The organism is Nonomuraea antimicrobica, assembly GCF_039536965.1.
GTDB lineage: Bacteria > Actinomycetota > Actinomycetes > Streptosporangiales > Streptosporangiaceae > Nonomuraea > Nonomuraea antimicrobica.
The window spans coordinates 22,782-35,877 of sequence record NZ_BAAAZP010000241.1; the positions used below are offsets into that span (position 1 = coordinate 22,782).

The window sequence follows — 13,096 nt, forward strand, 5'->3', positions numbered from 1 at the left end:
ACCTTGACCTAGGGGCAAGGTCAAGCCCACTCGTGAGCGCGACGTCGGGCAGCCGCACAGGTTGACGTGATCTCGGCGAATCGCCGGCAGGTGACTCCGCTGAGCGGATGCCCGCCTTATGTCCGGGCAACGCCCTGGTTCGCAAAAGGTGTGATCTTCACAATCGTGCCGTGAACCTTCAGCGAATCTTCCGGTTATTACCCATCACAACCCTCTCGTTACTGATGGTTGTCTCCTCCGCAGTGCTCTGGGCAGGGGCGACGCCGACCCAAGCGGTAAAGGGCGCAAGCCCGGTAGCCGACGGCACATGGGGCTTCGTGGCGAAGGTGAACGTGGGCGAGACTCACGGCTGCACCGGAGCCTTGGTCAGCCCGCAGTGGGTGCTCACCGCCGCCAGTTGCTTCGCCTCTCAGGGGCAGTCCGTCACGAGCGGGGCGCCGAAGACTGCGACGACGGTGACGGTCGGCAGGGCGGACCTGTCCGGTTCGGGCGGGCGGGTGCTGCCCGTCGAGTGGATCCACCCGCACCGCGACCGGGATGTCGTGCTGGTCAAGCTGTCATTGCGGGCCGTCGGCAGCACGCCTGTCACGGTCGGCTCCACCGTTCCTGGCGCGGGGGACGCGCTGCAGGTCGCCGGCTATGGGCGGACCGCCGAGGAGTGGGCGCCGAACCGGCTGCATGCCGCGCCGGTCGTGGCCGGGGCCGTGGCCGCCGGCTCGTTCGGTTGGACCGGAGCGAACGGCAGCGATGTGAGCGCCTGTCAGGGTGACGCGGGCGCGCCGGTGCTCCGCACGAGCGGCAGCCGCGCGGAGCTCGTCGGGCTCAGCTCCGGTGCGGGGCAGGGAGGCTGCCTCGGTGCGGCCGACGACGGGCCGCGCGGCGGCGACGCGGTGCGGGTGGACGACCTGGCGAGCTGGATCCGCACGGTCGCGGTCGAGCCCACCACGTCCTTCATCCAGTACGGATCCAGTCTCAGCGGGATCGGCGGTTATGACCTGGATGACAACCGTGATCAGGTGGTGGCGTTCGACTACGAGCATTCGGGAAAGCTCGATCATCTGCTGTTGTACCGGCCGGGGACCGGGATGGCCCGCATACTCAAGCACAGCGGTGGTGGCACGTTCACGCCGGTCTATGCCTCGGCCGACGGTGGGATCGGTGGCTACAACCTCAAAGATGCCCGGGACCGCATCATCGCCTTCGATTACACGAGTTCGGGGAAGCCGGATCACCTGGTGCTCTACCGTCCGGGCGGGCAAACGGCGTGGGTTCTCGAGCACGGCGCGGGCAACACGTTCAAAGCCGTCTTCAACAGCGCGGCCGGTATCGGTGGCTATGACCTGAAGAGCACGGCGGATCAGATCATCGCCTTCGACTACGAGCATTCGGGGAAGCTGGATCATCTGCTGCTCTACCGTCCGGGCGGGAAGACGGCCTGGATTCTGCAACACGGCGTGGGCAATTCGTTCACAGCGGTGTTCCACAGCTCGACCGGCATCGGCGGCTATGACCTGGAGATGGCGAAGGACCGCATCATCGCCTTCGACTACAGGAGTACGGGCGGGCAGAGCCATCTGTTCCTCTACCGGCCAGGCGACCAGATCACCTATTTCGCGGGACGGGCTCTTCCGCCGGTACGGGTGGTTCCGGTCACCGTGTCGCCCGTCATCGGCCCGGACTCCATCGTGGAGAGATTCGTCTATCCCGTGAACTTCCCGCACGAATTCGCGGGCACCTCCGGCCAGGACGATTGGGGGACGGACGAGGCCGAGGCGCAGAACTTCGAGCTGATCTCCGGGAACGGCGGGATCATCTGGGTCTCGTGCACCGCGTCCCCCGAGAGCGGGGTCGGCGTGATCAAGGTGTTTCCTGGCTTGCTGAACGGCCAGACCGAGATCGGCGAGCCGCACCTCGGCGTGACGGCGGTCTGCTTCAAGGTCCTCGGCTCAGAAGGATGGGTGAAGCTCCGGATCCCGAACGTCTATGAGGTTCAGGGAGACAGCCGCTCGCCAGGGGTCGGCCATGACGTGGACGCGACAGTTGTGAACGTGTCTTCCGGAGCGGAGCGGACCAAGCGCGTCGAGCGGGACGAGAGCGAGCAGTTCGGACGTACGGATACCACGTGTGAAGAGAGCCACCAGGATTATCCCGCCAACTGCCAAGAGACCCTCCTGGAACTGCGGGTCGTGAGCTGAGAACTGAACTGCCGGCCGGCGTATGACATCCGGCCGGCCGTTCAGCCCATTCATCGACCGCATCGACGGAAATGGTGGAAGTGAAGACGATTCAAGCGTTACCCGACAGGACTCCTTGGCGGACGGCAGGGGTCATCGGCGCCGTGCTCGCGTTGCTTCTCATGGGCAGCCCGGTCACCGAGGCCGCGGTGGCGGACCCACCCGCCGCGCCGGTATGCGAACGTCAAGTGGTTCTGGAAGCGTGGGTCACGGGCGGCGTGAACGTGCGTCCGGCGGCGGAGAAGGCTCTGCTCGGGGACAAAGCGGCGATCTGTGCGCTGCTTGCCGAGCTTCCCCGGCTCGTGGCGCAGGACGATCGTGAACAGGTCGGCCGCATCAAGGCCCGCGGAGGGCCCGAGGTGGCTGCCGCTGCCAACGCCGCCCTGGTCTCGGACGACTCCGATGCCGTGGTGAGGTTTCTCGACGGTGGCTGGGAGACCGTTCGGGAGATCGACCTGCGTGCCAGCGTGAACGAGATGAAGGCGGCCGGCGGGCCGGAGGTCAAGGCTGCCGCGAACGCGGTGCTGCGCAACGGGTCACGTGCGGCTTTGGGGCAGTTCATCGAGTCGGGCTGGCGGCTGCCGTACAGACTGGACCTTCGTGCGGTCGTCAATCGTGCGATGGCTGACGGCGGCCCGGAGGTGCAGGCAGCGGCGAACCGGGCGCTTCAGGACGGCAGCCTGGAGATGCAGGAGCGATTCGTCCAGATCGACTGGGGGGTGGCCCAGGCCCGGGACAACGAGAACCAGACCTTGAACGATCTCCGGGCGAGTGCCACAGAGGCGACCCGCCGTGCGGCATTCGAGACGATCTCCGCAGTCGCACAGGCCGAGCGTGCGAAAGCTGAGGCCGCGGCGGCCAAGGACGACGCGCAGGAGGCGGAACGCCTTGCCTCGCAGGCCGGGCGGGAGTCGGCGGAGGCCAAGCGTCAGGCCCGACGTGCGGCTGAGGCCGCCGACCGCGCCGCGGCTGCGTCCCGTGTCGCCGTACAAGCCGCGCGGGCAGCGGCGGAGGCCGCGCGCGCAGCCGCCGGAGCCGCCGGACGCGCTGCGACCGCGGCGGCGCGGGCGCATACGAAGTCCGACGAGGCATGGGCGGCAGCGGCGGCGGCCGAGCTGGACGCGAAGGCCGCTGCTGAGGCGGAGAACCACAACCGGGTCATGCAGCAGATCGGTCCACAGATCTCAGCCTGGCTCTCGCCCATCGATCAGATCACCGCTGTGACGCAGCAGGCGTACGCCGCGGTCGCCGCCGCCGATTCGGCGCGGGCGAACACCGAGGCCGCCGGACGTGCGGCCGAGGCCGCCGGCCGTTACGCGGGGGAGTCAAGCGCCGAGGCCCGGGCCGCGTTCGAGGCGGCCGCGCGTGCGGGAGCAAGCGCGGAACGGGCGAAGCGCGCCACCGCGGAGACGGTGCGTCACGCGGACGTCGCCAAGGACGCGGCCGGCAAGGCGCGAGATGCCGCGACGCGTGCGGTGTCCTATGCGGAAGCGGCGGCGAGCGCCGCGGCGAGCGCGGCCAAGCACGCGGGCACCGCCGTCAACGCGGCCGAGCTGGCGACGCAGCACGCGAACAATGCCTACCGCGCGGCGGAGGACGCACTGCAGGCAGCCGAAACGGCCCAGATCGTGTACAAAGCGGCGCGTGAGGCGGACGCCGAACGACTCAAGAACGAGCTCGAGCTCGAGTTGTCATTCGCCCGGCACATCAGTCAGGAAGCCGCCCAGGCCCGATTGGGGGACGCTCGCGGCTTCGGAGTGCCGATCGGCCGCTACCACACGCCCGAGATCGATGCGCTGATCGCCGAGGCCGCCAACCCGCAGACCGATGCCGCACTGGCCGCCCGCAAGGCGCGGGAGGTGGCTCGATACTTCGCGACCGTGCCCGGCACGTGGACCAGTTCGGCGGCCATGACGGCTCTCGGCGCGGACGATGACGTTCTTGCCATCGCGTTCGTCAAGAGCGGACTCGCAGCCGCAGAAGAGCAGGACGACCGCACGACCCTGACCGGTCTCATGGTCACCGGCACCCCGGCCATGAGAGCCGCCGCTCAGGACGCCCTCGACGGCGGGTGGCCCGACGTCATCGCGTTCCTCGACGACCCGGACTACCCCGAGCGAGCCGCCGAACAACGAGAGCAGATCGGCCGGATCCTCGCCGAGGCCCGCAGCGCCGGCCACGCGCAGACCGAGGAGGCGGCGAACATCGCCCTGCGCTCGGACGATCCGGACGCACTCAAGGAGTTCCTGGAGGTGAAGCACAACACCGCTTACACGATCGACGTCCGGTCGAAGGTCGGCGCGATCGCCGGCGACGACTCTCACGGTACCGAGGTGCGCAACGGCGCCCAGGTCGCACTCGCCGGCACGACGGCGATGCAGGTCGAGTTCTTGGAGGTGGAGCGGCACCGTGCGGCCGAACGCGACTACGCGACCGCGACGCACAACTACATCGCCACGTCCTTGATGATCGAGACCTCGCAGATCGCGCAGCGCGCCGTCGACTTCGCGCGCACCGCGCAGGCCGCGGCGGCAGAGGCCCGCGGTGCGGCGGAGGAGGCCATCGGGTACGCGAACGACGCCGGCAGAGCGGCCGAGCGGGCGCGGACGTTCGCAACCGAGGCCGTCGCCCACGCACGCGACGCCGCCGCGTCCGCGGAACGGGCCGCGGAGGCCGTCCGCACCGCCGCCGCGGCGGCCCAGCAGGCTCAGCAGTCGGCCAGGAAGGCGTCCCTCTCGGCACGTTGGGCCCGCGCCTCGGCTGTCTCGGCGGCACAGGACGCGGCCAGTGCCTTCGCCGCCTACGACACCGCGTACGCGGCGCAGATCCGGGCCGGCGAGAGCGCGTCCGAAGCGGCCCGGATCGCTGCCGAAGTGTTCGACGACTATCGGGAACAGGCCGAGCAGCGCCTCCGCGAACTCAAAGGCGAGTGGTACGGACACTGCAAGTCGGGGCCCGAGGACGGCCTGCCCGGGTACCACGACTGCAACGCCTACGTCGAGAAGATCCTCAACGACCCCAAGGGGCCGCTCCACGACCCGGACGGTTACGCCAAAGACCGAATCGAGCACTGCAAGAAGCAGTTCGTCGGCAAGGCCCAGGACGCCTGCATGTCCATCGTCCTGAGCCCGCTCTTCTACTTCGCGGCGAGAGGGATCTCCGACCGAGAGACCGAAACCCACCGTCTCGCCGAGGAATACCTGGCCCTGACCGGGCTGGACCTGCTCAACGGCGCCTCTCAGCTCTCGTTGATCAACGATTGTAAGAACGCCGCCGGGAAAGCCGCCGCACGCGCAGGCAAGGCGTTCTCGGACTGCATCACCGGGGCCCTGGACCTGTCCGAGGATCCCGACTGGGACAAATATTCGAGCGAGTGGAAGGGGACCTTCGTGGAGTCGCTCGTCCCCGAGGAACTTCGATTCGCCGAATACAACTCGGTCTGGGGGACGATGTACCTGCGCGAGCATTTGTCCGATCGCACCATTCTCTCGGCGATTCACGAGTCTGATCTGGCGACATCGCTTCTGCGTACTCTTCCGATCGGATGCGTGCAGGAGGGCGGACACTGCCCGTTCGAGGGCGCCGCGCTCCAGCTCAAGGACGTGAGCGAGTCCATCAAGCGGCTGAACAACCAGGGCTACATCGTCGACGAGTCCGGACGGGTGCTCAATGCGAGCGGACTGCCGATCGCGAGTCTGCCGCCGTCCAGCGATCTGGAGAAGTGGGCAGGGTACACCGTCGAGAGCGGGCTGCACGACGACCTGGCGGCCCTCGAACACCGCCTCGGCCTGCTGTACAGGCAGGAGTTCGGCCTGCCCATCGCACCTCCGGCCTGGCACCTCGAGACGCAGCTCGCCTATCGCGTCGCCACGCGGGAGGTGGCGCTCCGTGACTCCACGCTCCGGCTTGTCATGAACAATCGGGGCGGGGTCTGTGACGCGGTCCCGATCAGCGGCACCGGGCCTGACCAGCAGCGGCAGGCTGTGGCAGGGTGCATCCAGGCCATCAAACTGCTGCTTCCGGCCGGCACCACAATGATCATCTACTATCCCGACCCGGAAAATCCGGCGGAACTGCTTGAAGTCACCGTGCGTGGGGTCGGCCGCTGGCTGGACTGAGCCCGCCAGCCGCGTGTGGGTGAACTGGCTGGCATTTGGCCCAGGTACGGGCGCGGTCGTCGAGAGACGCCGCGCCTTCACCCTGCTGCGGAGGGCTGCGGGGGCACGAGACCGCGGACACGATGTCGGCCGGCCCGGCGCGGGCTCAGGCAGGACGGCTGCCGGACGGCGAGACCGTACCGCCCTGGGGCCGCATGCCATGCCAGGATTCCGGACCCTAAGATCCGAGGCGTGGCCAGATACTTCGATCTTCATCCAGACAATCCCCAGCCTCGCCTGATCAGCCAGATCGCCGAGATCCTGCGAGCGGACGGGCTCATCGCCTACCCCACCGACTCGTGCTATGCCCTCGGATGCCGACCGGGCAACAAGGAGGGCCTCGACCGGATCAGGGAGATCCGCGGCCTTGGCAGCGACCACCACTTCACCCTGGTATGTCGTGACTTCGCCCAATTCGGCCAGTTCGTTCACCTGAGCAATGCGCTGTTCCGCCAGGTCAAGGCGGCGACTCCCGGCGGCTACACGTTCATTCTGCCCGCGACCAAGGAGGTCCCGCGGCGGCTGCTGCATCCCCGGAAGAAGACGGTCGGCGTCCGCATCCCTGATCACGTCGTCGCCCAAGCGCTGCTGGCCGAGCTCGGCGAACCGCTGGTGTCCAGCACCCTGCTGCTGCCCGACGAGACCGAACCCCCGATGCAGGGGTGGGAGATCAAGGAGCGGCTTGACCACGTGGTGGACGCGGTCATCGACTCCGGCGAATGCGGCGCCACCCCGACGACCGTCGTCGACTTCTCGCAGGCGGAACCCGAGATTCTGCGCCGGGGCACGGGAGACACGTCCCTGTTCGAATAGGCGACCGGCAGTGGTCTCGCCGACCGCGATCTCCAGGCCGATTCGACATCTGAGGGCCGGCCTTCGACCGCGTCGGCGCTCCCCTGACCGCCGCCGGCGGCGGGGCGGGCGTCGTCCACCGGGGGCACCGCCGCGCGATCCGCGCCATCGCCGGACGCTCGAAGGGGCGGGGCACGTGCCCGGGGAGCGGTACCGCCGCATCTGCCCTGGCTGAGGCATGCGGAAAGGCACGGGCTGCGGTCAGCCCCGCAGTTCGGCTGGCCTGAACGAGGTCCCGGCCAGCCGAACTCGCCGATACCTGCCGCGTCGGCAGGAAGGGCCTAGTTTGTCGATTCCGCCAGGGGCTTGAGTTTCTCAGGCGAAACTTGCAGTTGAATGACGCCGTCCTGGATCGACCGCGCCTGCCAGACGACCCAGTCCGGCCCGACCTCACTGGCATCGACGGGTTCGAAGGTCAGGTGGTAATACCGGTCGGTGGCGTAGTTGGACGGGCCCTCGTCATGGGACGTCACCCGCTCGTACACGACCTGGAGATCACGCTTCTTGATCTCGTCGAGCACCTCGGCCACCGGCCGCTCGTGTGCCCCGACCCCTTGAAGCACCTCGCCGGAGTCCGTGGCAAGAGTCGGGCGTTGGTAGGGCTCTCCCTGCTGTGCGGGTCGGCCGACCTGGAACGACACGGTCCCGCGGAAGTCTTCGGCGATGCGGATGGCGAGGTGGCAGTCGCCCTGCCCGATCTGGCAGCCGGAAGGCTCCTTGCCCGCGGTGATGATCGTACGGCCGCTCGGCGTTTCGTCATCTCCCGGCAGCGGGCTGGGCATCGGCCCGCTCCGGTCGCCCCCGACCACCCTCCCTACATCTACCGGGGAGGCCGGAACCAGACGCAACTGCACATCCAACCCCACCGCCCTGAACCCCTCCGCATAGCGCTCATGATCGGCGAGAGGGTCCTTGATCTTGGCCACCCACTCGCCGTTCTCCTTCTCGATCTCGATGGCGGCATTGGCGTAGGAGGTCGCGCTGCCCGGTGCTCCGGGCACCACACTCGGGCCGACCACCAAAGCCGCCGCCAGCGCCGCGGTCAGCGCAGCGCCGATGATCAGTCCCCGGTTGCGCTTCGGGGTGAACGCGAGTGAGCGCCAGCGGTTCGACCGGACCGGTGCTGTCGGGAGCTCCGATCGCCAGCCGATGGACGCGGCCAGTTCGTCCGGGTCGGGCACGGCTATCTCGGCGCGCATGTGCCGGAGCAGCTTCATCTCATCCATCGGATACCTCTCCCAGAGCTTTGCGAAGTTTGGCGCGGGTCCTGTTCAGCCGCGAGCGGACCGTTCCTACCGGGATGCCGAGCACGTCGGCGACCTGCTGGTACGACAGCTCGCCCCAGGCGATCAGCAGCAGCAGATCGCGATCGGCTTTGCGCAGCCCGGCCAGCGCCTTGGCCAGGCGTGGAGTCGTGGTCGCCGCGGTGACCTGGTCGACGACGAGGTCGGCGTGGCCCTCGGTGACAGGGTCGACGCCGGTACGTGCGAGCGCACGATAAAGCCGTGCCTCCGAACGGTGGTGACGGCGTATCAGGTTGGTGGCGATGGTCCACAACCACGACAACGTGTCCCCGCGGGCGGGGTCGTAGCTGTGGCGATGCTGAAGCGCCTGATGGAAGGTCGCGGCGACGATGTCATCGGCGAGGTGGCCGCCCAACCGGCGGGCGGCATAACGGTGCAGCGGTGGTGCGTGCCGGCGGAACAGATCGTCGAAGCAGCGGGGGTCATCAAGTGATGAGGGTCTCAGTAACGCCTCATCCCATTCTTCAGGTATGACGTCGGGGGTACTCACACACGGCCATCCACGTCTCGTTGTGGTCGATACACCTATCACTAGCCCGATAGGCATCCTCCAGTTCCCTGTGAGTGTCAGAAACTTGTCCGCCCTGTGCGACCTGCGCGTATTCGCGGATCAGCCCGCCGAAGCGGGCGCGTCGGATGCCCTTGACATCGTCCTCGGCCGGGTCGGGAAGGGCGCTCGCCACGGGGGCGGCCCGGTCCAGGAGGCGATGTGGGCGGTGCTCTTGAAGGGGGTCTCGTAGATCGCCGGCACGCGTCGTAGCCGGCGGGCGTTGACGCTAAGGATCCGATCGAGGAGTTCTCGGCGCGGCCGCCGATCCAGCGTACGGCGAACGCGTCGGCCCGCGGAGCCCGGGGTGGGCTCTTGAGGATGCAGATGCCCGCGGCTACTCACCCCGCTCCAGGTGGCGGAGGTCAAGGCGCCGGCCTGCCGACTACCGGCCAAGACAGGCGTACCGCTATCGCTCACCGTGAGCGTACTCAACCACTCACGGAATGGAACCCGCTAGGATCCCATGCCCGGCGGTATTTCGTGCCCCTAGCACCTTTAGTTGATAAAGCGAGAGTGGTGGGATCGTTGGCGGCAGATCTGTCCAACTCCAAGGTTGCGCACCTGTATCAGGAAAGGTGCATCGTCAGGGTTCGCGGCGTGGACGACCTACGCGCGGAGGCTCTGGAGGCCGTGGCGGACAGCACGGCATCAGTGACCTACCGATCCATTCATGGCGGCACTATTACGGCAACGGACGAAATTTTTCGACTGCTCGACACTCTTCTTGAAAAGCGGCTGCCGGAGGCGTTCACACCGCTGGAAGAGCGCAAACATTGGGAAGACGATGACGAAGAAGCCGGGGCCCTGCCGGCCGGGCCCGGACCCTACGGTTCGGGTGTGCGGGCCCTGGGATCTGCCGGTGAGCGGATTACCCTGATCTCCAACGGGAAGCTTGACCTGCCCGACGCCGGGTTCGGGTTTGAAGACGATGGTCCAGACGACGATGCCCCGCATCGTCGAGAACCTTGGCAGGAAGTAACCGGTGACCCCGACCTCCTGCCGACCTGGCTGATCGGTCGGATGCGCTGGACAATGAACGATGGCACCTACGATGAGTTTCCGCATACCGAGCAGGGCCGAATCCAGCTTGCCGAGACACAAGCCAGCCGAGCAGAGCTGGCCGACCAGCTCCTCACTTCGTTCCCGCCGGAACGAAGTCGGTACTTTGTCGGCGCACATGCCGGTTGGGACCGTTGGTCTGAGGACTACCTGTCCCGCGACGAGGTGATCGCATTCGCCTCCGAAAACCACATGGCGGTTCTCTGGCTCGCCTTGTACCGCTACTACGGGTGAACCGCGTGAGTTAGAAGAGGTGGCGCGGGTCGAGCAGCAGCCACAAGATCCAAAGCGTCGGCTTGACCACCGCCGGCTTGACCACCGCCGGCACCGTCCGGAACGTACTTCGCCGCGCTTCCTGCTCGCGGCTCCCGCTCGGCCTCGTAGCCCGGCGAGTCGTCGCGGACGTCACAGAGCCGCGAGGCCACCTCGCCCCCTCATGGCGACCGGCCGCGCTCAGCCGGTCTCGCCTTGCGGAATCACGTAGAGGGTGTGGCCGGCGTTCAACCACCTCCTGCTGATTTCCACTCCAGTGACCCGCCCGATGAGGACCAATGCCGAGGTGATGCTTTCGGCCACCTCAACGGGACCCAGTGCTCCTCCTCGATCATCATTGAGCCCGAAACGCAGTCCCGTCATGTACGAATCCAGCGCACCGGGATCCTCGCCGGAGCGCACCAGCGGATTCGCAATTTTGAACTGGGTGATAACCTCCCCGTCGCTCGCATACACGAGGACGCCTGGACCGCCAATCTCCCACCCCATACTGATGGCCTTGGCCCCACCGCTGGAGATCGATCGAAGAGCCGTGTCGCTCGCGCACACACGGTCTCCGATCACGGCGATCCACCTGCCCGCCTTTCCGGCAAGAAACGCCCGATCGTCATGGATATTCAGAGCGATGCCGGCGCAGTCGGCGAACCTGGCTGCAGTGGCCGAGCCCAGATCGGCGCCCAGGCGGCGCGCGACTTCCTGTTCTGCAAGGCCCTGACACCAGACGGCGTAGAAGGCGGGTAGAGGGTCCTCCACCTCATCGTAGGAGCACAGCAGTTCGTAAAGACGGTCACGATCGGCCATTGAATCCATTCCTAGAAAAGCCGCCCGGCGTTGCGCCGGGCGGCACATTCGCTACGGCTGGACGGAGACTCAGAAGGGGTTTCCGCCGCCTACCTTATATCGCGCGAGGAAGACAGCGCGGTGCCAGCTTTTACTGGAGTCGCGACTGCTGTCGAGAGCGAGAACGGAATGGTTTCCGTCTCCCTTCCCGGCGCCTTCATGCGTCAACGCGAACGGGGACTCGTCACATTCCTTTTGGTTCTCGTGGGTTTGGTGAGATCAGGCGTGGTGAAGGCCGTGTTCACATGTTTGGCCACCTCGCCCATTCGCGGATGGCTCATGCTCATGGTGTAGACCCGTGCGGGTCTTATCCGGCTCATCGCAGAACTCCTACCCGGGCGCGACGAGACGTGCGCCGGGGAACGAGCTATGCACCGTCGTTGCCGTCGCGCAGGGAATGGATCATCCTCTGCAGGATCCGGAACGCGTCTGACTGCTCGGTCTCGGTCATGCCGGCCAGCATTCTGACCTCGACGGACCGGACCGCTACGGTCGCCTTCTCAAGGCTCCGTCGGCCGCGAGGCGTGAGCCGCGCGGGCGGCTGCGGGCACGTGTGGCGCCAGGACACCACTCGTGCCGCCGAGCCACGAGCGAAGCTCTCGCGCCGCGGGCCGCGGTGGGCACGGAGGCAGGTGGGCACTGGAGGCAATCGTGGTCCAGCACCTGACCGTGGCCCGGATCGCCGAAGGCCTCGCGGTTTCGTGGAACACCGCCAACGACGCGATCCTGGCCGAGGGCAAGCAGGTCCTGATCAACGACGAGCATCGCTTCGACGGCGTCCACGTGATCGGGGTCGACGAGTGTGGCGACACATCCGCCGCGGCGACAAGTACGTCACCGTGATCATCGACCTCACCGGGATCCGTGACGGCACCGGGCCGGTGCGCCTGCTGGACATGGTCGAGGGCCGCTCCAAGCAGGCGCTCTTTGACGGTCATCTGGTGATGATCGCTGGTCCGGGTGAACGCCACCACCCCTTTGTCGTCAGCCAACTCGGACCCCGGTGCGGCAGCACGGCCAACCCACCTGCCTGACACGCCTTACCGGCCCTCATGCCGCTGACCAGCTACTTCGCTTGACAACCCCAGATGACAATCGAGTCGCTGTTTGCCGAGATCAGTGTGCGAGTCGTCTGCTTCCCCTGCGCCGTGGGCGTGTCGAGCGCGCTTCTTCGCGAGAAGCTCCGCAAGGTTCCTGTAGTCGCCCAGCACGGTGACCGGCAATGACACCCATCTGAAATCTCACGTTCTGCGGGCGGCGGACGTCTACCAGTCAGGAGAAGGGAAACGCAGATGAGTACTCGACACATCGTGATCGAGACCAGCCTTGGACCGATCACGCTCGTGGCAAAGGGCGAGACGATTGCCGGCCTGTACTTCAGGCACCACGTCCGCCGGCCCTCGGAGGAGACGTTCGGCCCCGAGGTGGCCGACTCCACGGATCCGCTGTTGAACGAGGCTGCCCGACAGTTGCGCCACTACCTGGCGGGTCGGCGCAGGCAGTTCGATCTTCCGCTCGCCGCCGAGGGTGACGCGTTCCAGCACGCTGTCTGGGACATCGTGAAGAGCATCCAGTGCGGTGACACGACCACCTACGGTCGGATCGCCGAGCAGGTCGGAGACCGCAGTCTCGCGCAACGGGTCGGACAGGCCGTGGGTGCGAACCCGCTGTGCATCTTCGTGCCGTGCCACCGCGTCGTCGGCTCCAACGGCTCCCTCACCGGGTACGCCGGCGGGCTGGGGCACAAGCAGGCGCTGCTGGAGCTTGAGGAGCCGCCTGCGGTCAGCGCCGGACGGTTGTTCTGACCGGAAAACTCACGTTTGCCAT

At 67.2% G+C, this 13,096-nt stretch carries 8 protein-coding genes and 1 pseudogene; 6 read left to right on the forward strand and 3 right to left on the reverse strand.

Features of this window, described 5'->3' with window-relative positions:
- Positions 1–170: 170 nt before the first annotated feature.
- From ABD844_RS51725 to ABD844_RS51735, 3 genes are all read left to right on the forward strand, one after another.
- Positions 171–2,195 carry a S1 family peptidase gene (locus ABD844_RS51725; RefSeq protein WP_344897283.1) on the forward strand — a complete coding sequence of 675 codons (2,025 nt, stop codon included), beginning with the start codon at positions 171–173 and terminating at the stop codon, positions 2,193–2,195.
- A gap of 71 nt (positions 2,196–2,266) precedes the next feature.
- A complete protein-coding gene (locus ABD844_RS51730) occupies positions 2,267–6,352 on the forward strand; it encodes a DddA-like double-stranded DNA deaminase toxin (protein WP_344897285.1) in 4,086 nt (1,361 codons plus the stop codon).
- 231 nt (positions 6,353–6,583) lie between these two features.
- Positions 6,584–7,204 (forward strand): L-threonylcarbamoyladenylate synthase, encoded by a 621-nt coding sequence (locus ABD844_RS51735; RefSeq protein WP_344897288.1) that lies wholly within the window; start codon positions 6,584–6,586, stop codon positions 7,202–7,204.
- 320 nt (positions 7,205–7,524) lie between these two features.
- Here ABD844_RS51735 and ABD844_RS51740 read toward each other — a convergent pair whose 3' ends face one another.
- Both ABD844_RS51740 and ABD844_RS51745 read right to left on the reverse strand, forming a co-directional pair.
- The gene (locus ABD844_RS51740; RefSeq protein ID WP_344897291.1) at positions 7,525–8,469 is read right to left on the reverse strand and encodes a hypothetical protein; all 945 of its coding nucleotides are present in this window, start codon (positions 8,467–8,469) and stop codon (positions 7,525–7,527) included.
- Complete coding sequence (locus tag ABD844_RS51745) at positions 8,462–9,037, reverse strand: RNA polymerase sigma factor (protein WP_344897294.1); 576 nt, start codon at positions 9,035–9,037, stop codon at positions 8,462–8,464. The genes ABD844_RS51740 and ABD844_RS51745 overlap by 8 nt, the downstream gene beginning before the upstream one ends.
- Before the next feature lie 585 nt (positions 9,038–9,622).
- Between ABD844_RS51745 and ABD844_RS51750 the strand changes: the two genes are divergently transcribed.
- Positions 9,623–10,390, forward strand: a complete 768-nt coding sequence (locus tag ABD844_RS51750; protein ID WP_344897297.1) for a hypothetical protein — start codon at positions 9,623–9,625, stop codon at positions 10,388–10,390.
- Positions 10,391–10,609: 219 nt separating this feature from the next.
- Here ABD844_RS51750 and ABD844_RS51755 read toward each other — a convergent pair whose 3' ends face one another.
- On the reverse strand, positions 10,610–11,230 hold the full coding sequence (locus tag ABD844_RS51755) for a DUF6461 domain-containing protein (RefSeq protein ID WP_344897300.1): 621 nt from the start codon (positions 11,228–11,230) through the stop codon (positions 10,610–10,612).
- A gap of 569 nt (positions 11,231–11,799) precedes the next feature.
- On the opposite strand from ABD844_RS51755, the pseudogene ABD844_RS51760 reads away from it, so the two are divergent.
- Both ABD844_RS51760 and ABD844_RS51765 read left to right on the forward strand, forming a co-directional pair.
- Positions 11,800–12,192: pseudogene (locus tag ABD844_RS51760) on the forward strand (ISL3 family transposase); the annotation flags it as partial.
- Between the two features lie 387 nt (positions 12,193–12,579).
- Positions 12,580–13,074, forward strand: a complete 495-nt coding sequence (locus tag ABD844_RS51765) for a methylated-DNA--[protein]-cysteine S-methyltransferase (protein ID WP_344897303.1) — start codon at positions 12,580–12,582, stop codon at positions 13,072–13,074.
- Positions 13,075–13,096: the final 22 nt, after the last annotated feature.

Excerpts from the sequence above, each read along its gene's own strand:
- ABD844_RS51730 (WP_344897285.1), top strand. The coding sequence starts at position 2,267 with ATGGTGGAAGTGAAGACGATTCAAGCGTTACCCGACAGGACTCCTTGG.
- ABD844_RS51740 (WP_344897291.1), bottom strand. The coding sequence starts at position 8,469 with ATGGATGAGATGAAGCTGCTCCGGCACATGCGCGCCGAGATAGCCGTG.
- ABD844_RS51755 (WP_344897300.1), bottom strand. The coding sequence starts at position 11,230 with ATGGCCGATCGTGACCGTCTTTACGAACTGCTGTGCTCCTACGATGAG.